The following is a 22,807-nucleotide window of genomic DNA, read 5'->3' as shown; positions in this document are numbered from 1 at the left end:
GGTTGGGGCCGGAAAGTCGTCCTGTCCCGCTACGGCACGACACGCGGCGTCGCCAACTGTGCCCAACGTCACGGGCCGTCATGGGAAGAGGACAGCCGAGGCCCCCGTTGCAACCATGGAAAGCAGAAGCGTCCGGGCCGCACCGCAAGGCAAGGACACAGCGAAAGGTTCATCCATGACGATTGCCTACGAAGAAGCAGTCATTGACGCCGCAGCAGTCGATGCCATTTTTGCCGAAGCCCGTACCGCCAATACCTTCTCCGGTGAGGTCACGGACGAGCAGGCCCGCGCCATCTACGAGCTCACCAAATATGGTCCTACTGCCTTCAACTCCCAGCCGCTCCGCGTGACCTACGTCCGCTCGGACGAGGCCCGCGCCAAGTTGGTGGACCACCTTTCCCGCGGCAACCAGGCCAAGACCGCGTCCGCTCCGCTGGTGGCCATTCTGTCTTACGACACCGATTGGCACGGTCAGTGGGATAAGTTCCTCCCCGCCTACGGCGCGCCCAAGGCAATGTACGACGGCGACGCCGAACTCGCCGCCGCCACCGGCAACAACAATGCACACCTGCAGGCCTGCTACTTCATCCTGGCTGTCCGCTCGCTCGGTTTCGCCGCCGGCCCGATGACCGGTGCGGACTTCAGTGCCATCGACGCCGAATTCTTCCCCGCCGGCGACCAGAAGAGCTTCCTGATCGTGAACATCGGCCAGCCCGGACCGGACGCCTGGGGCGAAGCGAAGCCGAAGTTCGCCTACGATGAGGTTGTCCGCACGGTCTAGTCTGATCCCGTTAAACGCCGATGCTCCTGCACGCGAAAGTGCAGGAGCATCGGCGTTTAAGGGCCGGGATGTGAGAGAGCGATGGGGGAAAGCCGCCGGGATGTGAGAGAGCGATGGGGGAAAGCCGCCGGGATGTGATAGAGGAACCGGACTTGAGGATCGCTCTTTCACATCCCGCCCACCTACCGTCGCTAGGCGATGACTGCGTCCACCAGGGCCTTGGCTTCTTCCTGGACCTGCTTCAGATGGTCGGCGCCCTTGAAGGACTCGGCGTAGATCTTGTACACGTCCTCGGTGCCGGACGGGCGGGCTGCGAACCAGGCGTTCTCCGTGACCACCTTCAGGCCGCCGATGGACGCACCGTTGCCGGGGGCTTCCGTGAGCTTGGCGGTGATCTCCTCGCCGGCCAGTGTGGTGGCGGTGACGTCGGCCGCGGAGAGCTTGCCGAGCTTGGACTTCTGCTCTCGGGTGGCAGCGGCATCGATACGGGTGTAGACGGGGGCGCCGAACTGGTCGGTCAGTCCCTTGTACAGCTGGGAGGGTGAAGAGCCGGTTACCGCAGTGATCTCCGAGGCCAGCAGTGCCAGCAGGATGCCGTCCTTGTCCGTGGTCCATACGCTGCCGTCGCGCTTGTTGAAGGAAGCGCCTGCCGATTCCTCGCCGCCGAACGCACCTTCACCGGACAGGAGGCCGGGCACAAACCACTTGAAGCCCACCGGAACCTCCACCAGCTTGCGGCCAAGCCCGGCAGCAACCCGGTCGATGATCGAGGAAGAGACCAGGGTCTTCCCAACCACGGAGGACGGGTTCCAGCCGCTGCGGTTCCGGTACAGGTAATCGATGGCGACGGCCAGGTAGTGGTTCGGGTTCATCAGGCCACCGTCCGGAGTAACGATGCCGTGGCGGTCGGCGTCGGCGTCGTTACCGGTTGCGACGTCGTACGCGGCCTTGCCATCAGCGCCAAGGGACATCCGCTGGATCAGTGAAGCCATGGCGGACGGCGACGAGCAGTCCATGCGGATTTTCTCGTCCCAGTCGAGGGTCATGAAAGCCCACTGCGGATCAACGGTGGGGTTCACTACCGTCAGGTTCAGCTGGTGGCGCTCGCCGATCTCGCCCCAGTAGTCCACGGAGGCTCCGCCCATGGGGTCCGCGCCGATCCGGACACCTGCGTTGCGGATGGCGTCCAGGTCCAGCACGGAAGGGAGATCATCAACGTAGCTGCTGAGGAAGTCGAACTTGCCCGTGGTGTCAGCAGCCAGGGCATCGTTCAGGGGGATGCGCTTGACCCCCCGAAGGCCGTTTTCCAGGAGTTGGTTGGCACGTTCGGCAATCCAGCCGGTGGCATCGGTGTCGGCAGGGCCGCCGTGCGGCGGGTTGTATTTGAATCCGCCGTCGGCGGGCGGGTTGTGGCTGGGGGTGACTACGATGCCGTCTGCCTGGGGTGTGCCCGGCGCAGCTTCGCGGTTGTACTTAAGGATTGCGTGGCTCAATGCGGGCGTTGGCGTGTAGCCGTGGCGGGCATCAACCAAGACGGTGACGCCGTTGGCAGCCAGCACCTCCAGCGCAGAGTTCTGCGCGGGCTCGCTCAGGGCGTGGGTGTCGCGGCCAATGAACAACGGCCCGGTGATGCCCTGGCGGCCCCGGTATTCAACGATCGCCTGCGTGATGGCAAGAATGTGGGCTTCGTTGAAGGAAGCCTTCAGGCTGGAACCACGGTGGCCCGACGTTCCGAATGCCACACGCTGTGATGGGTCGCCCGGATCCGGGGTGACGTCGAAGTACGCGTCCAGCAGGGCAGTAATGTCAACAAGATCCTGGGGAAGGGCAACTGTGCCCGCTCGGCTAGCCATTGGACCAGCATGCCAGACCCCCGCCCGCCCGTGGGGGAAATGTCCGTGATGCGGGCGCTGTGACTCCGAATGGCGGACAAGCGCCCATGCCACGCAACAGCCTCCTTATGCGCTGCACCCCACGGCGGTAGTGTGGGATTCAAAGACCATTCACAGGGGGAAACCTATGTCAGAGCAACCAAACAAGGGCAACGAAGACAAGCCCGCAGGCTACGAACCGCCGCAATACGTGCCGCCCGCAGAATTCACGTCGCCCGGTCAGAGCGGCAGCCAGACCGGTGGCCAGAGCGGTTCCGTACCGCCACCGCCGTCGTACGATTTTTCATCCCAGGGCGCCACGCAACCGCTCCCGCCGTACGACCAAAGCGCCTACACCCAGAACGCGCAGGGCCAGAACGACTTCCAGTCCAGCTACACGCCGGGGGACTACAGCCAGCAGCCGCCGTCACCGTACGGCCAGCAGAGCCAGCCGCCGAGCCCGTACCAGCAGCCATATGGCCAGCCGAGCCCGTACGGACAGCCCGCGTACTACGCCATGCCGTCCCAGCCCAAGGGCCTGAGCATTGCGAGCATGTGCTGCGGCATCGCGATCTTTGTGGGCTTCGGGTTCTTCATCCTGCCCCAGATCGCGGCCGTCATCCTGGGCCACCTCGCCCTGAACCGCGAGCCCGCAGGCCGCGGCATGGCAATCGCCGGCCTGGTGATGGGCTACATCGGCATCGCGCTGACCATCATCTTCGCCATCTTCTTCTTCGCAGCGATCGGCGCCTCAACCAGCAGCTACCGCTACTAAAAGCGAACGACGGGGGCCCTCGCCCCGGGTGAAAAAATCCACCGGAGGCGAGGGCCGCCGTCGTCGTTTAAGGACTGGGTTTACCGCACGCCTGCCATCAGCTTCTTGATCGCGGGAGTCGCGGCGGCGAGGGCCACCGCGAGCACCACGGCCACGCCGCCGATGCCCAGGAAGTACGGGAGCTCATCCTCGGGGTTGTAGAGCCCCGCGAGGATGCCGGCCAAGGTGGTGCCGAGTGAAACCGACAGGAAGAACAAGGCCACCATCTGCGTGTGGAAAGCCTTGGGCGCGAGCTTGGTGCTCACGGACAGGCCGATGGGGGAGAGGAACAGTTCCGCGAGGGTGAAGAGGAACAGAATCCCGACCAGGGCCAGCAAGGGGGTCTTGCCTTCGCCTGCCAACGGAATGAACGCAAGGAACGCGAGGCCCATGATGAGCAGGCCGGCGGAGAACTTCAGCGGCGAACTGGGCTGCTTGGAGCCAAGCTTGGTCCACAGGGCGGCCATGACACCGGCGAAGATGATGATGAACACCGGGTTGATGGACTGGACCCAGGCGGCGGGCATTTCCCAGCCGAAGAGGTTCCGGTCCAGCTTTTCCTCGGAGTACACGGCGATGAAAGTGAACTGCTGCTGGAACAGTGCCCAGAAACCCGCAGAAGCGATGAAGAGCGGGATGAAAGCGAGGACGCGCTTACGCTCCACGCCGGACACCAGCGGGCTGCGGAAGATCAGGAAGAGGTAGATCACCGCGGCGCCGATGGCTGCGTAAGCCATGCTGCTGGCCAGGTTGTTGGCGTTGACGATGCCCGTAGCAAGCAGCACGCCGATGACGATCAGGATGCCCAGGAAAATCAGGCCGTACTTGGTCCGGTCCGATGCCGGGAGCGGGTTGGGGACGCGGTGCGCCTCCTCCGGAAGCCGCTTGCGGCCGAGGGCGTAGATCACCAGGCCGATGGCCATGCCGACTGCCGCAGCGCCGAAGCCGAAGTGGAAACCGCGGCTCTCCTGCAACCACCCGGTCACCAGGGGGCCGATGAGGCCGCCGATGTTGATGCCCATGTAGAAGATGGAGAAGCCGGCATCGCGCCGCTCGTCCTTCTCGCCGTACAGGGTGCCCACCAAGGCAGTGGCATTCGCCTTCAGGCCTCCGGAGCCGATGCCCACAAGCACCAAACCGGCGATCAGGCCCGGGATTCCGGGAATCAGCGCCAGTGCGATGTGGCCGGTCATGATCATGATGGCGGAGCCGAACAGGACCTTCTCGGAACCGAAGACTCGGTCTGCGAGCCAGGCGCCAAGGATGGTGGACAGGTAGACGCCGCCGCCGTAGGCACCCACGAGGCCTGCAGCGAGGCCCTTGTCGATGGAAAGCCCGCCCTGATCGGCAGTGAAGTACATGTAGTAAAGCAGGATGCCCTGCATGCCGTAGAAGGAGAATCGCTCCCACATTTCCACGGAGAAAAGGCTGGCCAACATCTTTGGGTGGCCGAAGAATGACGTATCGCCCGGAGTTTTGGCGGGCGGAGCCGTGGTTTGAGGTGTGCTCATTTCTTCAATGCTGGCACTGACTGCGGGCATTGTCACATCGGGCAATACCCATGGCAACCGCATTCCATATGTTAGACACCTGGCTTAAACGGCCTCCAAAGCCGCCGCGAGCTGGAGGAGTTGCAGTTCAGACCCCATGCGGCCGATCAGTTGGATTCCCATCGGCAATCCGCCTTCCGTGGTGTGTACGGGGATGCTGATGGCAGGCAGCCCGCTCACGTTCACCATGGAACTCCACGGCGCGTACTCGCACTGCCGCTTGTAGTCCTCTTCGGCATCGCCGGTCCACTCGCTCGGCCACTGCCCGCTGCTGTGGCCACCGCCGGTGAACCAACGGATGGGACGGGGCGTCTGCGCAAGGGTCGGCATGAGAATGAGGTCCCACTGCGAATACTGCGCAACGGTGTCGTGCTCGAACCCGCGCAGGAATCGAAGGGCCTCATTGACCTTCGCTGCACTCCGCTGTTGGGCCCGACGCCGGAAAGTGCGGGTCAACGGGGTCAGCAGGGCTTCCCGCCGGGGTGCTATCCGGGCACTCCCGACGCCGGCGGTCCAGGCAGCGGTAAAGGCTTCCGGATAGCGATTGTCGTAACGGACGTCGGCCTCGTGGACGCTGTGGCCGGCCTTTTCCAGCAGGCTCCGTCCCAGTTCCAAGGCATCCATCGCTTCCGGTTCGATGTGAAACGGATAGATGCGCGACCACGGACTGTCCAACGACATCCCGATGCGCAGCGGCTCCGGCGCCCGGTCAACGTTGGCGAGGTAGCCGCCGTCGGGCCTGTCCTGCTCCGGAACCAACGCGTCCAGCAGCAACGCGGCATCCGCCGCAGTGCGCGCCAGCGGCCCGGCAACCACCAACTTCGCCGCATCCCCGGCGCTCGCCCCCGACGGCACAAGGCCGCGGCCGGGCTTCAAACCGACCAAGCCGCAGGCGCCCGCCGGGATGCGGATGGAACCGCCGCCGTCCGTCCCGGGAGCAAACGGCACCATGCCCGCCGCCACCGCAGCAGCGCTTCCGCCCGAGGACCCTCCGGAACTGCGCGCCAGGGAATGCGGATTGCGCGACGGCGGCGCAACGCGGTTCTCGCTGTAGGCGGTGAGCCCGAACTCCGGCACTTGGGTCTTGCCCAACGAAATCACGCCTTGGGCCTTCAGCGTTGCCGCGAGTGCTCCATCCTCCGGGGCGGGTTTGTGCTCCAGGGCCGCGCTTCCGTGGGTTGTGGGCACGCCCGCCACATCGGTCAGGTCCTTGAAGGCCACAGGCATTCCGTGGAGCAGGGGGAGGTCTTCCCGCCTGCCGCGGGCATACCTGTGGTCCGCGGCCCGCGCGTCCTCAAGTGCCTGGTCGGCAGTCACGGTGATGAAGGCGCCCAAATGCTTGTTGTGCGCCTCGATGACGGACAGGAAATGCTCCGTGGACTCAACCGCCGAGAGCTCGCCGCCAGCCAGCGCGTCCCGAAGCCCGACGGCGGTCAGGGCGGCGATGGAGTCGGTGGAAGTGCTGGTGGAATCAGCCAAGGAAGCGTGACTCCAGTCGTTCCTCCACTGCGATCGCGTCAACGCTCTCGCCGGCGCCCGCGGTGACCCGGAAGCCCGCCTTGTTCTTGACGGAGGAGACCACCTCCGTCAGTTCGGTGCCGTGATAAACCAGCCCAACGCCGTCGTCCGTACAGTGCGTCTCGCCGAGCGTTCCGTTGGCCACCAGCTTGTGGACCAAGGGCCGGCGGCGCAGCTCCGAATCGAAGTGCACGCCGTTGTGGAAGGGGAGGAAGCCGAGCGAGTTGGTCACCGGTTTGAGTTCCGGACCAAAGGAATCGGTCACCCCTCCCTTGAACCAGCAGATGGACCCGGCCGATACGCCCGCCAGGACCACTCCGTACTCCCAGGCTTTCCGGAGGTGCCCGTCCAGCCCGTGCGCCCGCCACACAGCGAGGAGGTTCACTACGGAACCCCCGTTGACCCACACCACGTCCTGTTCAAGAAGGTGGGCTTCCGGGTCCTCGACGTTGGGCATGGTGAACAGGTTCAGGTGGCTGAAATCGAAACCCGCAATGCGCGCGGCCTGGTCCATCTCGGCGGCCCACCATCGTTGATCGCCGGAAGCGGTCCCGATGTGCGTTACGCGCGGTGCCCGGCCGGTGACACCCGCTAGTTCCACCGCGTAGTGCATCACGGAGTCGAACTCGATCCGGGTGCGGCTTCCGGGCTTGTATCCGCCCGAGGTTGCAAGGATGGTGGGCTGGCCTGCAGCCATGGCGCTTCTCCTTACCGGTGTGTGGTCCGGTTACTGTGTGGTCCGGTTTGCTTTGGCACCCAGTCTTCGCGGCGGGACCGCAGCATGCAAGCAATGTCCACGGGCGGGTCAGCCGCCGGACCTCCGCAGACCATGGCTGTCGACTCCGGGGACTAGGCTTGATGGAGACTCCTGAACCGATGGAAGGGACCGCTATGAGCGACTTCGAAACTGTAACTGTGGGGGATATCCCTGAGGGTGCCAGCATCCTCGACGTTCGCGAAGACTACGAGTGGGTAGCCGGCCATGCCGAGGGCGCGCGCCACATCCCCATGGATCAGTTGCCGGCCCGTCTGGACGAGCTGGACCCCGACGATGACCTGTTCGTCATTTGCCGTACGGGCGGGCGCTCATTCCGCGCTGTGCAGTGGCTGGTTGGTCAGGGCTATTCCGCCGTGAATGTTGCCGGCGGCATGGACATGTGGCTGGAGGCAGGGAAGCCGATGGTTTCGGACAACGGCCTCAAACCCGTCGTCCTGTAGTCACATACCTCATAAGGAATATATAGATGTCCGCAGTCCCCACGTTCACGTTCCTCGGGCCCGAGGGCACCTTCACCGAGGCTGCCCTGATGCAGGTACCCGGTGCTGCCGATGCAACCCGGATTCCGTGCACCAACGTGAACACGGCACTGGACCGCGTCCGCGCCGGCGCCGCGGACGCCGCCATGGTGCCCATCGAGAACTCCGTGGAAGGCGGCGTCACGGCCACCCTCGATGCCATCGCCACCGGCACGGAACTCCGCATTATTCGCGAGGCGCTGGTTCCCATCGTCTTCGTGATCGTGGCGAGGCCCGGCGTCGAAATTTCGGACATCAAGCGCATTTCAACGCACGGGCACGCGTGGGCGCAGTGCCGCTTGTGGGTCGAGGCGAATATTCCGAACGCGGACTACGTTCCGGGCTCGTCCACAGCCGCGGCCGCCATGGGCCTGCTGGAGGACAATGCCCATTACGACGCCGCCATCTGCGCGCCGTTGGTGGCGGCGGAACAACCGGGCTTGAACGTACTGGCCAGCAACATCGGCGACAACCCGGACGCCGTCACCCGCTTCATTCTGGTAAGCAGGCCCGGGCCCTTGCCGGAACGGACCGGCGCGGACAAGACCACGGTGGTGGTTCCGCTTCCGGAGGACCATCCCGGCGCCCTGATGGACATCCTGGACCAGTTCGCTTCGCGGGGCGTGAACCTGAGCCGCATCGAGTCGCGACCCACCGGCCAATACCTTGGCCAGTACTTTTTCAGCATCGACGCCGACGGTCATATCTCAGATGCGAGGGTGGCGGATGCCCTCGCCGGACTCCACCGGATCAGCCCCGCCACCCGCTTCCTGGGTTCCTATGCCCGCGCCGACAAGCAGGCCGCGGTGGTGGCTCCGCACACTTCGGATGCCTCTTTTGCCGCAGCCCATGCGTGGGTTGAGGCCATCCTGAAGGGCTGACTCAGCTTCCCCGCGACCAGGACAATCAGGAAAATTGATTGACGTTTCAAGCCCCTTTCGCCGGAACCTAAGTGTGCGTATGCTTGCCTGATCCATAGACGATGGACAAATGCCCAAACGAAGGGAGCGGTCATGACTGCACACCGCGACGATCAGGACGGCCAGGGCATGATTGTGAATCCGAAGCCCTCCGGAGACAACAAAGACGACTGGGACGGTGACGATGCCGACCGTGCCGATCGCCTTCGCTTTGAAGAAGAACAAGCGATGATCCGCGAACAGGCAGAGGCCCATGCCGCGGCCAAGGCTGCCATGGAAGAGGCGGAAGACAATGCCGCCCAACCAGACAAGGGCGCTGTCTAAGCGACTGCCTTGGGCACCCGGACCAGCAGCGACCCCGGTTCCACCTGCACGGTGACCTTGGTCGCTACGCCCATGGGGTCGCCGTCGATCTGGGTTGCCATCGGTTCCTGACTCCGGATGGTGACCTTCCGCGAGCGGTAGAAGTTCATGACCGGCAGGTTCCGTTTGTGCTTGAACAGCACCTTGGCGTACATGGCGACCCAGCCAACGGCGCTCCGGGGGCTCATCACAACGATGTCCAGCATGCCGTCGTCAAGCATTGCCTGCGGGATGAAGTCGATGCCGCCGGGGATCAGCCCGCAGTTCGCGAACAGGACACTCCGGATCTTGCGGGACTGTTCAAGTTCGTCATCCATGGTGATCGATACGCGTTTCCGACGGCCGGGCAAGTGCCGCACTCCGGCTTCCGTGTAGGCGAGCCAGCCCACGGATTTCTTGAGGTCTTCCTTGGTGTCGCCCACCACCTCGGCATCGAGTCCCATGCCGGCGATCACCAGGAACGTGTGCCTCGATGCTTCTCCGGTGATGCTGTTCTGGATGCCCATGGTGGCGGTGTCGATGTAGCGCTGGTGGCCGAACAGGGCCACCTGGATGCAATCGGCAATGTCATAGACGTCCAACTCGATGTTCCGGGCCAGCAGGTTGCCCGTGCCCAGCGGAATCAGGCCCATGGCTACGCGCTGGTGCGTCAGTGACTCGGCAACCGCGCGGACGGTACCGTCGCCGCCGCAGGCAAGAACGACGTCGGCTCCGGACTGCAGCGCTTGGCGCGACTGGCCGTAGCCCGGGTCCTCGGGGGTCGTCTCGTAAAATGTTGGTGCATCCCAGCCCGCCAAGTCGCAGGCTTCGGTGATCGCCGCGCGGGTCTCGGCGGACTTGTTCTTGACCGGGTTGAGGACCACGGCCACCTTTTGGTAGCCAGGGTCCGGCTTGTGCGGATCGGCCGCGACGGCGCTCCGTATATGCCTGGCTTTAAGTCGGCGCACGCCCCACCAACTGGAGACGGCAAACACCACGCATCCAGCCAGAATCACCCACAGGATCCAGTCGCTCATTGTGCTCCAACCCTATCGTCATGGGGGCACACGTCCGATTCGATACTCTTGTGTGGTGATCGACGTAAAAGACCTCAGCGAAAACCCGGACAAGTTCCGTGCCAGCCAGCGCGCCCGTGGCGCCGATGAGTCCGTTGTGGACGCGATCATCTCCGCAGACTCCGACCGCCGCGCAGCGCTGATCCGCTACGAAACCCTCCGTGCTGAGCAGAATGCCTTCGGCAAGAAGGTGGCGCAGGCCAAGGGCGAGGAGAAGCAGGCACTGCTGGCAGAGGTCAAGGAACTCGCGAATTCGGTGAAGGCCGCTTCCGCCGAGGCTGACGCCGCGCAGGCCAAGCAGGAGGAGCTCCTCCGCATCATCCCGAACCTTGTTGTTGACGGTGTGCCCGAGGGCGGCGAAGACGACTACGTGGTGGTCAAGACCGTCGGCTCGCCGCGGGAGTTCCCGGACTTCGAGCCCAAGGACCACCTGGAGATCGGCGAGCTGATCGGCGCGATCGACATGGAGCGCGGCGCCAAGGTTTCCGGTGCCCGGTTCTACTTCCTTAAGGGTGTTGGAGCCCGCCTGGAGATGGCGCTCCTGCAGATGGCCATGGACCAGGCTATTGAGGCTGGTTTCGTCCCCATGATCACCCCTACTTTGGTGCGTCCGGAAACCATGCAGGGCACCGGTTTCGATGTAAAGCACGACGCCGAGATCTACCGACTTGCCGAAGACGACCTTTACCTTGTGGGCACCTCGGAGGTGGCCCTCGCCGGCTACCACGCAGACGAGATCCTGGATCTCTCCGCCGGCCCCATCCGTTACGCCGGCCAGAGTTCCTGCTACCGCCGCGAGGCGGGTTCGCACGGTAAGGACACCCGCGGCATTATCCGCGTGCACCAGTTCAACAAGGTGGAGATGTTCATCTACACCACGGTTGAGGAAGCAGCGGCCGAGCATGAGCGCCTGCTCGCCTGGGAAGAGGAGATGCTGGCCAAGTGCGAGCTTCCCTACCGCGTGATCGACACCGCTGCCGGAGACCTGGGCATGTCCGCGGCCCGCAAGTTTGACTGCGAAGCCTGGGTCCCCACGCAAAACGCGTACCGTGAGCTCACGTCCACGTCCAACTGCACCACGTTCCAGGCCCGCCGCCTCAACATCCGCGAACGCGTGGTCAACGAGGAAGGCGTTGCCAAGGGCACCCGTGCCGTGGCCACCTTGAACGGCACGCTGGCCACCACGCGCTGGATCGTTGCGCTCCTTGAGCACCACCAGAATGCGGACGGTTCCGTGAATGTTCCCAAGGCGCTGCAGAAGTACCTTGGCGGCCTCGAGGTCTTGCCGGTTCTGTAGCCCAAGTAGCTTGCATTAGTGGTTGTTCTGAGCTCTCAGAGCAACCACTATTGGCAGTCAGTTGGAAAAGAGTTCATCTGAGTCTGTTCTACTGGAACCATGACTATTTTGACTGATACTGCAGTTGCTGGCATCGATGACCAGCCCGATCCCAAGAACAAACTCATGATTGCCCTGGATGTTGACGGCACCCTCGTGGACCATGACGGCCATATGTCCCCGGCGGTCAGGGAAGCCGCCCAAGGTGTCGTAGCCAAGGGCCATGACGTCATCATCGCTACCGGCCGCTCGCTGAATGCCGCGTTGCCCATTGTTGAGCTGATCGGTTTGGAGCGCGGCTATGTGGTGTGCTGCAACGGTGGCGTCACCTTGCGGCTCGACCCGTCGTTGGAGGACGGCTACGAGATCGTCCACAAAGCCACGTTCGATCCCGCTCCCGCACTGGAAGCACTCCGCGAGCGGCTGCCCGGCGCCAAGTACGCACTGGAGGACGAAGCCGGCAACTTCCTGTCCACCGAGCGTTTCCACGATGTCAGTTTCGGGGTCGAATCGATCCCCGTCGACTTCCGGACGTTGCTGGATTCCACCGCAGTGCGCGTCGTGGTCTTCAGCACTGAGAACACCTCGGAGGAGTTCAACACTGCAATCGGGCACATCGGCTTGTCCGGCGTGACGTACTCGGTGGGATGGACGGCGTGGCTGGACATCGCCGCCGAAGGTGTGACGAAGGCCAGCGCTTTGGAAGCCTTGCGCCTTCAACTCGACATCGATCAGGAGAACACGCTGGCGATCGGTGATGGCCGCAACGACATCGAAATGCTCACGTGGGCGGGCCGGGGCGTAGCCATGGGCCAAGCCCCCGACGAGGTGCTCGCCGTGGCGGACGAGGTCACCGAGTCAGTGCTCGACGACGGCGCCGCGCTGGTGTTGCGCAGCGTGCTGTAGCTGCCGCCCGGCATCTGCGACGGGCGCCCGGCGCTTCTAGACTGGCTGCGTGGAGTATGCAGAAATTCCTGCCCCGGCGGCGTTGCGTCCCTTCGTGGAAGGCTTTTGGTTCCTGCGGGCCGAGCCGAAGGCCAGGTATGAGAAGATCCTGCCCGGCCCGTCGGCGCACCTGATCCTGAACTTGTCAGAGCCTTACCGGCTGATCAGGCCACGGGAGGCAACCGGTATGGATCGGGCGTCGGCGGAGGTTGCCGTCGGGTTTTACGCCGGTGTGCAGTCCAGTTACCTGATCAGCGAGAATCCGGAGCGCCTGCACAACGTGGGGGTGCGCCTGGCGCCCTTTGCCCTCGCGGCATTCACATCTCAGCTGCCGTCTGAGTTTCAGGGCAATGTGGTGGATGCGCAGTACGTGTTCCCGGGTTTCGCGGACCTTCGGAGCCAGTTGCTCGATGCGGAGCCGGAGCAGGCCTTCGATGCCTTGGAATCGTTCCTGCTGGGGCATCTGAGTGCTGGCTACGAGGCCGATCCCAGGACCATGGAAGCCGTGGAAACCCTTGCGGAGGAGGACGTAGAGGTCGGAATTCTGGCCGGCCGGTTGGGCATCAGCTCCTCGACCCTGGAGCGGATCATGATGAGGGATTGCGGTTTGCGGGCCAAGGTGTATTCCGATGTGTGCCGTTTCTTCAGGTTCGTCAACCAAGCGGCCCTCATGCCGGCGGGTTCGGCGCCCGGCCGTGAACTCCTGGGCCTGGCGGACTATTACGACCAGCCGCACCTGATCCGTGCGTTCCGACGGTTCAGCGGTTTTACACCCACCGAATACCTGCGCGTGATCCAGACGCACGGTCCCGAGTACGCCACGTTCGTGCCCGTGGAGGAACTCGCCTGAACGAACCGCAGTCCGGCCAACTCTCGGCAGCAGGTTGCGGGTTTTTTACAAGACCGCCCCACGTCCCGCCGCCTACCCTCTCCTCAGGGAATCACCAGGAAGGGAAGGCCGTGGAAATCCATATCAATTGGCTCGCAGTGCTGTTGGCAGCGTTGGCCACGTTCGTCGTAGGCGGGCTGTGGTACTCCGTGCTCTTCGCCAAGCCCTGGCAAAAGGCAGCAGGCGTGAGTGACCAGCAGCTGAAGTCCGGAACGGCGAGGGTCTTTGCCGGGTCCTTCGTACTTGCCGCGATCATGGCCGTGTTCCTGGCCGCGTTCATCGGCCGTGGCGGCTTTGTTTTCGGCATCGTGGCCGGGCTGGCCGCAGGCATTGGTTGGGTGGCAACGGCTTTGGGCGTCAACTACTTGTTCGAACGCCGCAGCCCGGTGCTTTTCGCGATCAACGCCAGCTACAACGTGGTGACGTTCGCAGTGATGGGAGCCATCGTGGGAGCCCTGCAGGCCTGAGTCGTCTTCGCGTGTGGGGGCCTACTTGAAGTGGGTCTCCACGTTTCCGCCGCCCGCGGCCTTGACGATCGCCTCGGCAACCTCCCGCAGCTTGACGTTCCGGTTGCTGGAGGCCCTCTTGATGAGCTCCACGGCTTCGGCCTGGGTGCAACGGTTCTGAGCGATGATGATGCCGGTGGCTACGTCGATGACGGTGCGTGAAGCCATGGCGGCGCGCAGGTTGGCCGCAGTCTGGCTGTGTTGGGCAATCATGACGGCCAGGCTCAGCCCCTTCGCAGCCTGCTGCACGTAGTCCGTGGCCCGCTGCACCGTCGCTTGGTCGAATCCGGCTGTACGTTCGGAGTAGAGGTTCATGCTGGCTTTGGCGCTGTCGTCCGGAAGCGGAATCGGCAGGGCAAGGATCGAGCGTATGCCTTGAGCCAGGGCCACCTCTTTGTAATCGGGCCACGTGTCGTCGGCCGCAAGGTCAGGGACGTGTACTTGGACGCCTTTCCTGGCTGACAGCAGGCACGGACCCTCGGCGAACTGGTACTGGAGTTCGTCAAGCAGGAGGGCGCGTTCTCCGCTGCTGGCGACCGTCGCAGCGGTGCGGTGGCGGAGCAGGGTGACCCCACAAAAGACGTCGGCATCGGCAGTGCTGAACATCGCAGCGGAATGCCGGGTCAGCTCGGTGAGGAATGCCTCGACGTCAGGATTATCCAGGAGCAGGTCCTGGATTTCGCCGGCCACTAGGTGGGGCGCGGCTTGTTGTTGGTCTTCCATTGGGACCTCCGAACCTTGGACAGAAGCTCTTCTTTGAGGGTAGCTCCGAAGTTCCACCGAAGCTAATAATAAGGATGCTTCTCTTTTTATGATAAGTATGCTTCTCTTTTTAAGAGTCTTGCAGCGGGCTCATCCCCCAATAAGCAGGTCTAAGGATTGAAGCCGATGCGGCAAGCTCGACCCTTCCAGAACCCCTATCACGCGAATGCGCCGGAAAGCAGCCTCCGGCAAAGTTTTCAGGACGGCTTGGTCCTGGACCATTTGAACCTGGCGAAGTCCATTGCCGCCCGGTACTCAGCCCACACCCATGATCTGGACGACGTCCGTCAGGTCGCGTTCATGGGCCTCATCAAGGCCGCCCGTGGCTACGACGAGGCCAAGGGCGTCAGCTTCCCGGCCTACGCAGCCCCCACCATTGCCGGTGAGGTGAAGAGGTACCTGCGGGACCATTGCTGGGTGGTGCGTCCCCCGCGTCCTATCCAGGACATGCGGCGCCAGGTCCTCGCCCGGACAGAAGAAATGACCCAGGCCCTGCAACGCACGCCTTCCCCGGAAGAGGTCGCAGAGGACCTCAGCCTGGAGCCGTGCCAAGTACGTGAAGCCCTGATGGCGGGAACCAGCAAGCGCCCCGATTCCCTGGACGCTCCGGCCGTGGCCGGCGGCGACGGCCTCCAAGGGTCCCTCTCCAGTGCCGGCTGCCCCACGGACAAACTGGAAGACGTCCTCGCCCTGCGGAACGCCATCAGAACCCTCAGCCCCGAGGACCGCCATCTTCTGTACCGGCGTTACTACCGCGAGGAAACCCAGTCGACCATCGCCGAGGCCCTCGGAATGTCGCAAATGCAGGTATCGCGGAGGTTGTCCAAGATCCTGGTGACGTTGCAGGCGCAGTTGTTCGAGGGCCAGGCCGAACTACGGGACGGCACAGCACTCTAGGTAACACTGCCCTCCAAGGAACACTGCTCTCTAATCCGCCGGGGGTACCAGAGAGCGCCCGCAGGGCGGTGGCCAATGCCGCCGCCCCGGGCCACGCCGGCGCCAACTCAGCAGCGGAGTCCGTCCACTGCATCCAGCACGTCGCGCACCGTGACTGCCAGGAGTGCGGGGTCGGGATCAGCGGCGAAGACGTCGCCGCGGCGGAGTTCGACGGCGGTGAGGACCACGTGCGGCCCGGGCGGCGGTCCCCATTCCTCAGCGGGCGCAGGACCGAACAGGACAACTGACGGGCGTTCGTAGGCGGATGCCAGGTGCGCGGCACCCGTGTCGGCGGAAACAATCAGCCGCGCCTCGGCGATTGTCGCGGCGAACTCGGCGAGCCCTTGGCGTCCGGCGAGCACACCGGCGTCGAGGTTTGCTCCTTGGCGCCTGGCCAAAGCGGCCGTCTCTTCCGCCCGTTCGCGCTCGGACGTGCCACCGGTGAAGACGATGTCGTGTCCCGCCTTGGTGAGTTCCACGGCCACTTCCGCGAACCGCTCCACCGGCCACAACCTGCTCCCGTACGCGGCTCCGACATGAATGACGGTTGCACCGGGGCGGGGGGAAGCCGCCCGGGGCTTGTTGAGCCGGTAATCCAGGGGATCGGCGTCGATGCCGTGCCACGTGAGCAGCCTGGTCCAGCGCTCGCGTTCGGGAAGTCCCGTGGTCCATTCGGGTCCGTCCATGCCGGGAGACCGGTGCGCCACAACCCGCTTGGCCTGCAGTTCCTCGATGCGCTGCCGGCTCTCGGCTCCGTTGCCGTGGAGGTTCACGGCAACGTCCACCACGCCCGGGGCGATGGTCAGTGGGTCGTCCAGCCCGGGGGTGGGCAGGTGGTCGATGCCACCTACAAGCTCCAGAGCCTCCGCCACCCACGTGGGTGCGGCGTAGAGGATGCGGTGTTCCGGAAACGCCCGGCGCAGGCCGCGCAAGGCAGGAACCGCAACCAGCAGGTCCCCCAGTTTCAGTGCGCGCAGGGCGAGCAGCACCGGTTGTCCATCGGTTTCAACATTGTTCAAGGTGGCCTCCCGCTTAGGAGTCTAGCGGCAGGAAACTTCTCCTCTTCGCGCTGTTTAGGGCAAGGAGAACTGGGGAACTTTGCCGGTATGGGAGGAACCGGAACGTTGAAGGCGGTCCTGTTTGACCGCGATGGAACGCTCGTCGTAGACGTGCCATATAACGGCGACCCGCGACTGGTGCGGCCCATGGAGAGTGCCCGTTCGGCAGTTGCGAGGGTGCGCGAGGCCGGACTGGCCACAGGTGTGGTCAGCAACCAGTCGGGAGTTGCCCGGGGGCTGATAACGCCGGCCCAGGTGGAAGCCGTGAACCAGCGCGTTGATGAGCTGCTGGGGCCGTTCGACGTGTGGGAATTCTGTCCGCACGGAACGGAGGATGGCTGTCCATGCCGCAAGCCCGCGCCGGGCCTCATCCACAGGGCCTGCGAGGCGTTGGGCGTTGAACCGTCGGAGGTGGCCGTGATAGGTGACATCGGGGCGGACCTTGGGGCCGCAAAGGCTGCTGGTGCAAGGGCTGTCCTGGTCCCCACGCCGGTGACCCGCGAGGAAGAAATCGTTGCGGCGGACCTGGTGGCGAACGATCTGTGGCACGCTGTGGAGCTGCTGCTGGCAGTGCCCGAAGATGCGGCTCTTTCCGCCGGGCCGGCAGTCCGGACCGGCGGCAACCCTACCCAAGGTGCACCTGCATGAGCCGCGTCCTGGTAGCCCGCTTGGACAGCATGGGCGACGTCCTCGTTTCAGGGCCGGCAATACGTGCCGTGGCCAACGGCAGCAGGCCCGACGGCAGCCGGCCCAACGACGTCGTACTGCTGTGCGGTCCGGAAGGGACCGGTGCGGCGAAGATGCTTCCCGGCGTCACTGAAGTCCACACCTGGCAGTGTCCTTGGATCGTCAATCCGGCCCCGCCCGTTACCGAAGACTCCACCCGCGGCTTGGTGGACTTTGTCCGCAGTTCCCGGATTGAGGAGGCCGTGATCCTGACGTCCTTCCACCAATCCCCGCTGCCCCTGGCAATGCTGTTGCGCCTGGCCGGGGTAAAGAGGATTACGGGCGCCTCCACCGACTACGCGGGTTCGTTGCTGGATGTCCGGCTCAGGCCGGGCGAGGATTTCCCCGAGGACCAGCCGGAAGCAGTGCGTGCCCTTGGTATCGCCCATGCGGGAGGCTTTGTCCTTCCGCAGGGCGACGACGGCAAACTGCGCGTGAACACCGCTGCAGATGACGAATTCGCCAACAAGCTCGCTGACGAGGGCCCCTACATTGTGGTGCATCCCGGCGCAGCAGCCCCCGCCCGGGAATGGCCCGCGCTGCACCACGCCGCCACCGTGGAACTGCTGGAGGCCTATGGGCACCGCGTCGTAGTGACCGGAGGGCCTTCCGAGGCTTCGCTCACCGCAACGGTTGCCGGTCCTTCCGCGCAGAACCTTGGCGGCAAGACCAACCTCCGCACGCTGGCAGCGGTTCTTGAGCGGGCCGCCGTCGTCATCACTGCCAATACGGGACCCGCGCATCTGGCCGCAGCGGTGGGCGCGCCGGTGGTTTGCCTGTTCGCCCCCGTGGTCCCTGCCATCCGTTGGGCGCCGTACGGGGTGCCGCTGGAACTTCTGGGTGACCAGGAAGCGGCGTGCAAGAACACCCGTGCCCGGAACTGTCCCGTTCCCGGCCATCCCTGCCTGAGTTCAGTCACGCCCGAACAGGTCCTCGAAGCCGTGGAACGCCTGCTGGGTGGCGTGGCTTCCCTGGCTACCCGACGAAAGGTGTGGAAACCATGAGAATCCTGGTGTGGCACGTCCACGGAGGATGGATGGAGGCATTCGTCCGCGGACGCCATGAATACCTGCTTCCGGTAGAAACCGACGGCGGCCCCTGGGGCTTGGGGCGCGGTGGCCGCGACTGGCCGGACAACGCCGTGGAAGTGGACCTGGCCACACTGGACCCGGACAGCGTGGACGCAGTAGTCCTGCAACGGCCCGAGGAGATCGCCGCAGTGGCCCGTTCCTTGGGGCGGAAGCCCGGCGTGGATCTGCCTGCCGTCTACCTCGAGCACAATACGCCCAAGGGAGACGTGCCGTTCACTGTGCACCCGATGGCCGACCAGCGCACTATCCCCGTAGTGCACGTGACCCACTTCAACCAGCTCTTCTGGGACACCGGTTCGGCCGCCACGGTAGTGATCGAACACGGCATCCCGGATCCCGGCCGCCTCTATACCGGTGAGCGGGAAGAAATGGGCATCGTGGTCAACGAGCCGGTGCGGCGCGGGCGTGTCACCGGCACCGACCTCCTGCCAGGCTTCGCCGGAGTGGGTCCGCTGCGGGTCTTCGGGATGGGAACCGAGCATTTGCCCGGAGCCCTGAACCTGAAGGGGCTGGGTCTTGGCGAGGAACGGCTGAGGATTGCCGGGGACGTTCCGGCATCGCAGCTCCACGCCGAGCTGGCCCGTTGCCGCCTCTACCTGCATCCGCTCCGTTGGACGTCGCTGGGCCTTGCACTGCTGGAAGCGATGCACTTGGGCATGCCCGTGCTGGCGCTCGGGACCACGGAAGCCTACCGCGCAGTTCCCCGCGGCGCAGGGCTCGTCTCTACCGACGTCGATGAACTCCAGAGATTCGCCCGCCGGTTGCTCAATGACCCGGACGACGCTTACGCCATGGGCCTCCGGGCCCGCGAAGCTGCCTTGGAACGCTACGGGCTGGACGCATTCCTCCGCGCTTGGGATGAGCTCCTCGGGGACTTGAGAACACGGGGGAGCGCCGCACCAACCGCAACAGCGGCCGGTGGGGCGCCCCGATCGGCACCGCCAAGCCATGATGCAGAGAGGACACACCCATGAAGATCTCCATGGTTTCCGAACACGCCAGTCCGCTGGCGGCTTTGGGAGGAGTGGACGCCGGGGGACAGAACGTCCACGTCGCCGCACTTTCCTCAAGCCTGGCCAAACGTGGCCACCAAGTCACTGTGTACACACGCCGTGACGATCCGGAGTTGCCTGCAAAGGTGCAGGTGGCACCGGGACTCACCGTGGTCCACGTGGACGCCGGTCCCGCCCGGCACATCCCCAAGGACGAACTCCTGCCGTTCATGGGTGCCTTGGCGGACGGTATCTGCGAGGACTGGGCCGGCGATCTTCCGGACGTCGTTCACGCGCACTTCTGGATGTCCGGCTTGGCCGCGATCCAGGCATCCCGGCGGGCCGGCGCGGCCGATCCCGTCCCCGTGGTGCAGACCTTCCATGCCCTGGGCTCCGTCAAGCGGCGCCATCAGGGCAGCGCGGACACCAGCCCTGCCGCACGCGCGTGGCTGGAACCCTGGGTTGGCCGGACGGCCGACTGGGTCATCGCCACGTGCCCGGACGAGGTCTTTGAACTGAAGGCCCTCGGCATCAGCAAATCCAAGGTCTCAATCGCTCCTTGCGGCGTGGACCTCACACTCTTTGACGGCACGGCCGAACCCGAACCGAAGCCGCGCACCCACCGGATCCTCAGCGTCGGGCGGCTGGTTCCCCGCAAGGGAGTCGACCTCATCATCCAGGCCCTGCCGCATCTGGAACAGGCAGGCTTCGACGACGTCGAACTCCTCGTCGTCGGCGGTTCCGGCGATGCCCTGACCCTCGAGGAAGACCCCGAAGCCCAGAGGCTCCGGGCGCTCACCAAGGAACTGGGTGTAGAAGACAAGGTCACCATGCGCGGCCAGGTGCCCCGCGACGCAATGCCGGGCATCCTCCGCAGTGCTGACGCGGTCATCTGCACCCCTTGGTACGAGCCCTTCGGCATTGTGCCGTTGGAAGCGATGGCAAGCGGCGTGCCCGTGGTGGCCGCCGCCGTCGGGGGTTTGCGCGAAACAGTGGTTGACCACAAGACCGGCCTGCAGGTCCCGCCGCGGGACCCGGAGGCAATCGCCGACGCCGTTGGGCAGCTCCTGGGGGACCCCGCCCTGCGTGCCGACATGGGCAAGGCCGGCCTGCGCCGTGCCCGCTCGCGCTACTCGTGGGACCGCATTGCCGCCGACACCGAAAAAGCGTACCGATCCGTCCTCGCCGCCGGGCTTTCCCGCCAGGCCGGGGAAGCTCTTGAACCCCTGGAAGGAACGGCACTGTGACCATCAACAGCCACACCACGAACACCACCGTCAAGAGTCCGGCGAAACTCAAGTCAGTCCCGGACACCATCCCCGCGGGGTGGACCGGCTCCGGCGCCACGGACACCGAGGTCACCAAGCATCTGGACAACGTTCTTCCGGCCCTCGAATCGCTGCGCTCGCAGGCAGGCCGGCTCTCCGGATGGGGTACCGAGCTTGCCAACCGCTTGCTGGCCGGCCAAAGGTTGCTTGCAGCCGGCAACGGCGGATCCGCCGCTGAAGCCCAGCACCTGACCGCCGAACTCGTGGGTCGCTTCGACTCGGAGCGGGCTCCGTTCTCAGCCATCTCCCTGCATGCAGAATCCTCGGCAGTCACGGCGCTGGCCAACGATTACGGGTACGACGAAGTCTTCGCCAGGCAGGTCAGGGCGCACGGTCGTGCCGGCGACGTCCTGATCCTCCTGTCCACCAGCGGACGCAGCCCCAACCTCCTCAAGGCGGTCCGGGCAGCCAATGAACGCGGGATTGCAACGTGGGCCCTCACGGGACCGGGCCCCAACCCGCTGTCCACCGCGTGCGACGAGGCCGTTACGGTGGAAGCCATTGCGGCCAACGCGCAGGAGGGCCATTTGATCGCCGTCCACGCGGTCTGCAGGGCCTTCGACGCGGAGGTTGCCCGGCGGACCGGAACCTCGGGCAGGGGAGTCCAGCCATGAAAGTGACCGTGGTGGGCGATCTCCTCCTGGACGTCGACATCAACGGAACGGCCACCCGGCTGAGCCCGGACGCGCCGGTTCCCGTGGTTGACGTAGGAGGCGTCCGGCGTCGGGCAGGCGGTGCCGGGCTGGTAGCCACCCTCCTCATGCGCGACGGCCATGACGTCACTTTGGTCACCGCTGTGTCCGACGACGACGGGGCCGCCCACCTCAGGCGCGCACTGTCCGGCATGGAGCTGCTCACCGGAGCCCCGCTTGCCCCTACCCCCACCAAGACGCGGGTCCGGATCGGTTCGCATCCCGTAGTCCGGTTCGATGAAGGCTGTGCCCCTGCGCCAACTCCGGACTGTACCGGGGACATGCGGGCGGCCATCGACTCGGCAGAGGTGATCGTGGTGGCTGACTATGGCAGGGGGATCACCTTCAACGAGGACATCCGCGACGCCCTCACCACGGCGGCGCGCCGGATTCCCGTGGTGTGGGATCCGCATCCTTCCGGTTCGCAGCCCGTTTCCGGAGTGTCGGTGGTAACCCCCAACCTTGCCGAAGCGAGGGCCCTCGCGAAAGCGGCCGGGCTGGAACCGGTGGTGGATCCCGGCGCCGGAACTGCCCAAGCCGGGACCCGACTGCTGGAACACTGGAACAGCCGCGCCGTCCTGGTGACCAAGGGCGAAGCAGGGGCGGTCCTGGTCGAAGCGACGGGACCTGCTACCGAAATTCCCGCGCCCAGGACCAGCGTTGATGATCCCTGTGGCGCGGGGGACCGCTTGGCAGGGAGCCTGGCTGCCTACCTCGGCCTTGGCGTCGCATTGCGCGAAGCTGCCAGCCGGGCCGTCGCCGACGCATCAGCGTTCCTCGCCGAGGGTGGGGCCGCGTCGCTCGCGGTGGACGCCGGTGCGGCTCAACCCGGCCCCGCCGCGGCTGGACCCGACGCCGCGGCGGCTGGACGGCACGCAAGTGCCGGAGCCGTCGTCGAACTTTTCGGCAACCAGCCAAGCCGTCCCGACGGCGTCCAACTCGCCGCAGAAGTGCGGGCGCAGGGCGGCACCGTCATCGCAACGGGAGGCTGCTTCGATCTTCTGCACGCGGGGCACGCGCGGACGCTCGCCGCTGCCCGCGCCATGGGGGATTGCCTGATCGTGTGCCTCAATTCGGACCAGTCCGTCCGCCGCCTTAAGGGCCCGCACCGGCCGATCGTCAGCATGGAAGACCGGGCAGAGCTGCTGCTCGCGCTCTCATGCGTGGACGCCGTGGTGGTCTTCGACGAGGACACGCCGGAGGACTGCCTCGAGTTCATCCGGCCCGATATCTGGGTCAAGGGCGGCGACTACCAACCCGGTGAACTGCCGGAAGCCCGGCTGCTGGCCACGTGGGGAGGGCAATGCGTCACCGTGCCTTTCCACCCGGCCAGATCGACCAGCGGCCTGGTGGAAGCGCTCGCCAAGGTCGGCTGAAC

General features: G+C 65.1%; 23 protein-coding genes. 16 read left to right on the top strand and 7 right to left on the bottom strand.

Features of this window, described 5'->3' with window-relative positions; translation table 11 throughout:
• Window positions 1-175: 175 nt before the first annotated feature.
• Window positions 176-781: a malonic semialdehyde reductase gene (locus tag HMI59_RS20660; protein ID WP_193592377.1), complete on the top strand. Its 606-nt coding sequence runs from the start codon at window positions 176-178 to the stop codon at window positions 779-781.
• Between the two features lie 191 nt (window positions 782-972).
• Here HMI59_RS20660 and pgm read toward each other — a convergent pair whose 3' ends face one another.
• Window positions 973-2,634, bottom strand: a complete 1,662-nt coding sequence (gene pgm, locus HMI59_RS20655; protein ID WP_193592376.1) for a phosphoglucomutase (alpha-D-glucose-1,6-bisphosphate-dependent) — start codon at window positions 2,632-2,634, stop codon at window positions 973-975.
• A gap of 166 nt (window positions 2,635-2,800) precedes the next feature.
• Between pgm and HMI59_RS20650 the strand changes: the two genes are divergently transcribed.
• Window positions 2,801-3,427, top strand: a complete 627-nt coding sequence (locus HMI59_RS20650) for a DUF4190 domain-containing protein (RefSeq protein WP_193592375.1) — start codon at window positions 2,801-2,803, stop codon at window positions 3,425-3,427.
• Between the two features lie 80 nt (window positions 3,428-3,507).
• Here the strand turns inward: HMI59_RS20650 and HMI59_RS20645 are convergent, their stop codons facing one another.
• The 3 genes from HMI59_RS20645 to HMI59_RS20635 are packed head-to-tail and all read right to left on the bottom strand — an operon-like array spanning window position 3,508 to window position 7,231.
• On the bottom strand, window positions 3,508-5,007 hold the full coding sequence (locus HMI59_RS20645; RefSeq protein ID WP_021474197.1) for a peptide MFS transporter: 1,500 nt from the start codon (window positions 5,005-5,007) through the stop codon (window positions 3,508-3,510).
• Window positions 5,008-5,061: 54 nt separating this feature from the next.
• Window positions 5,062-6,495, bottom strand: a complete 1,434-nt coding sequence (locus HMI59_RS20640; RefSeq protein WP_193592374.1) for an amidase — start codon at window positions 6,493-6,495, stop codon at window positions 5,062-5,064.
• Window positions 6,488-7,231: a peptidase E gene (locus tag HMI59_RS20635; protein WP_193592373.1), complete on the bottom strand. Its 744-nt coding sequence runs from the start codon at window positions 7,229-7,231 to the stop codon at window positions 6,488-6,490. Before HMI59_RS20635 ends, HMI59_RS20640 begins: the two co-directional genes overlap by 8 nt.
• 194 nt (window positions 7,232-7,425) lie before the next feature.
• Between HMI59_RS20635 and HMI59_RS20630 the strand changes: the two genes are divergently transcribed.
• The 3 genes from HMI59_RS20630 (at window position 7,426) to HMI59_RS20620 (ending at window position 9,074) form a co-directional block, all read left to right on the top strand.
• A complete protein-coding gene (locus tag HMI59_RS20630) occupies window positions 7,426-7,752 on the top strand; it encodes a rhodanese-like domain-containing protein (RefSeq protein WP_062094484.1) in 327 nt (108 codons plus the stop codon).
• Window positions 7,753-7,778: 26 nt separating this feature from the next.
• Entirely contained in the window at window positions 7,779-8,711 is a 933-nt protein-coding gene (pheA, locus tag HMI59_RS20625; RefSeq protein ID WP_021474201.1) for a prephenate dehydratase, read from the top strand.
• Between the two features lie 132 nt (window positions 8,712-8,843).
• Window positions 8,844-9,074 (top strand): hypothetical protein, encoded by a 231-nt coding sequence (locus HMI59_RS20620; protein WP_062094487.1) that lies wholly within the window; start codon window positions 8,844-8,846, stop codon window positions 9,072-9,074.
• Here HMI59_RS20620 and HMI59_RS20615 read toward each other — a convergent pair.
• The gene (locus HMI59_RS20615) at window positions 9,071-10,129 is read right to left on the bottom strand and encodes a diacylglycerol kinase family protein (protein ID WP_193592372.1); all 1,059 of its coding nucleotides are present in this window, start codon (window positions 10,127-10,129) and stop codon (window positions 9,071-9,073) included. The genes HMI59_RS20620 and HMI59_RS20615 overlap by 4 nt on opposite strands.
• A gap of 55 nt (window positions 10,130-10,184) precedes the next feature.
• On the opposite strand from HMI59_RS20615, the gene serS reads away from it, so the two are divergent.
• The 4 genes from serS to HMI59_RS20595 all read left to right on the top strand — a co-directional run bounded on the left by serS (window position 10,185) and on the right by HMI59_RS20595 (window position 13,805).
• Complete coding sequence (gene serS / locus HMI59_RS20610; RefSeq protein WP_021474204.1) at window positions 10,185-11,465, top strand: serine--tRNA ligase; 1,281 nt, start codon at window positions 10,185-10,187, stop codon at window positions 11,463-11,465.
• Between the two features lie 99 nt (window positions 11,466-11,564).
• On the top strand, window positions 11,565-12,410 hold the full coding sequence (locus tag HMI59_RS20605; protein ID WP_166184678.1) for an HAD family hydrolase: 846 nt from the start codon (window positions 11,565-11,567) through the stop codon (window positions 12,408-12,410).
• Window positions 12,411-12,459: 49 nt separating this feature from the next.
• A complete protein-coding gene (locus HMI59_RS20600) occupies window positions 12,460-13,299 on the top strand; it encodes an AraC family transcriptional regulator (RefSeq protein ID WP_193592371.1) in 840 nt (279 codons plus the stop codon).
• Between the two features lie 110 nt (window positions 13,300-13,409).
• Window positions 13,410-13,805 carry a DUF1761 domain-containing protein gene (locus HMI59_RS20595; protein ID WP_166184684.1) on the top strand — a complete coding sequence of 132 codons (396 nt, stop codon included), beginning with the start codon at window positions 13,410-13,412 and terminating at the stop codon, window positions 13,803-13,805.
• Between the two features lie 21 nt (window positions 13,806-13,826).
• On the opposite strand, the gene HMI59_RS20590 is transcribed toward HMI59_RS20595, so the two are convergent.
• Window positions 13,827-14,567: a GAF and ANTAR domain-containing protein gene (locus tag HMI59_RS20590; RefSeq protein WP_069696634.1), complete on the bottom strand. Its 741-nt coding sequence runs from the start codon at window positions 14,565-14,567 to the stop codon at window positions 13,827-13,829.
• A gap of 165 nt (window positions 14,568-14,732) precedes the next feature.
• On the opposite strand from HMI59_RS20590, the gene HMI59_RS20585 reads away from it, so the two are divergent.
• Window positions 14,733-15,503 (top strand): sigma-70 family RNA polymerase sigma factor, encoded by a 771-nt coding sequence (locus HMI59_RS20585; protein WP_062094501.1) that lies wholly within the window; start codon window positions 14,733-14,735, stop codon window positions 15,501-15,503.
• Window positions 15,504-15,610: 107 nt separating this feature from the next.
• Here the strand turns inward: HMI59_RS20585 and HMI59_RS20580 are convergent, their stop codons facing one another.
• Window positions 15,611-16,561 (bottom strand): glycosyltransferase family 9 protein, encoded by a 951-nt coding sequence (locus HMI59_RS20580; RefSeq protein ID WP_193592370.1) that lies wholly within the window; start codon window positions 16,559-16,561, stop codon window positions 15,611-15,613.
• Between the two features lie 87 nt (window positions 16,562-16,648).
• Between HMI59_RS20580 and HMI59_RS20575 the strand changes: the two genes are divergently transcribed.
• The 6 genes from HMI59_RS20575 (at window position 16,649) to rfaE2 (ending at window position 22,805) form a co-directional block, all read left to right on the top strand.
• On the top strand, window positions 16,649-17,248 hold the full coding sequence (locus HMI59_RS20575) for an HAD-IIIA family hydrolase (protein WP_069696637.1): 600 nt from the start codon (window positions 16,649-16,651) through the stop codon (window positions 17,246-17,248).
• Window positions 17,245-18,330: a glycosyltransferase family 9 protein gene (locus tag HMI59_RS20570; protein WP_193592369.1), complete on the top strand. Its 1,086-nt coding sequence runs from the start codon at window positions 17,245-17,247 to the stop codon at window positions 18,328-18,330. The genes HMI59_RS20575 and HMI59_RS20570 overlap by 4 nt, the downstream gene beginning before the upstream one ends.
• Window positions 18,327-19,391: a glycosyltransferase gene (locus HMI59_RS20565; protein ID WP_193592368.1), complete on the top strand. Its 1,065-nt coding sequence runs from the start codon at window positions 18,327-18,329 to the stop codon at window positions 19,389-19,391. The genes HMI59_RS20570 and HMI59_RS20565 overlap by 4 nt, the downstream gene beginning before the upstream one ends.
• Window positions 19,388-20,656 carry a glycosyltransferase gene (locus HMI59_RS20560; protein WP_193592367.1) on the top strand — a complete coding sequence of 423 codons (1,269 nt, stop codon included), beginning with the start codon at window positions 19,388-19,390 and terminating at the stop codon, window positions 20,654-20,656. Before HMI59_RS20565 ends, HMI59_RS20560 begins: the two co-directional genes overlap by 4 nt.
• A gap of 68 nt (window positions 20,657-20,724) precedes the next feature.
• Window positions 20,725-21,351 carry an SIS domain-containing protein gene (locus HMI59_RS20555; RefSeq protein WP_193593846.1) on the top strand — a complete coding sequence of 209 codons (627 nt, stop codon included), beginning with the start codon at window positions 20,725-20,727 and terminating at the stop codon, window positions 21,349-21,351.
• Entirely contained in the window at window positions 21,348-22,805 is a 1,458-nt protein-coding gene (rfaE2, locus tag HMI59_RS20550; RefSeq protein WP_193592366.1) for a D-glycero-beta-D-manno-heptose 1-phosphate adenylyltransferase, read from the top strand. Before HMI59_RS20555 ends, rfaE2 begins: the two co-directional genes overlap by 4 nt.
• Window positions 22,806-22,807: the final 2 nt, after the last annotated feature.

Origin of the sequence: Paenarthrobacter sp. YJN-5, assembly GCF_015040095.1 — a bacterium.
Classification (GTDB): Bacteria; Actinomycetota; Actinomycetes; order Actinomycetales; family Micrococcaceae; genus Arthrobacter; species Arthrobacter ureafaciens.
Note: the sequence above shows the minus strand (reverse complement) of the source record. Positions and strands in the feature narration are given on the sequence as shown.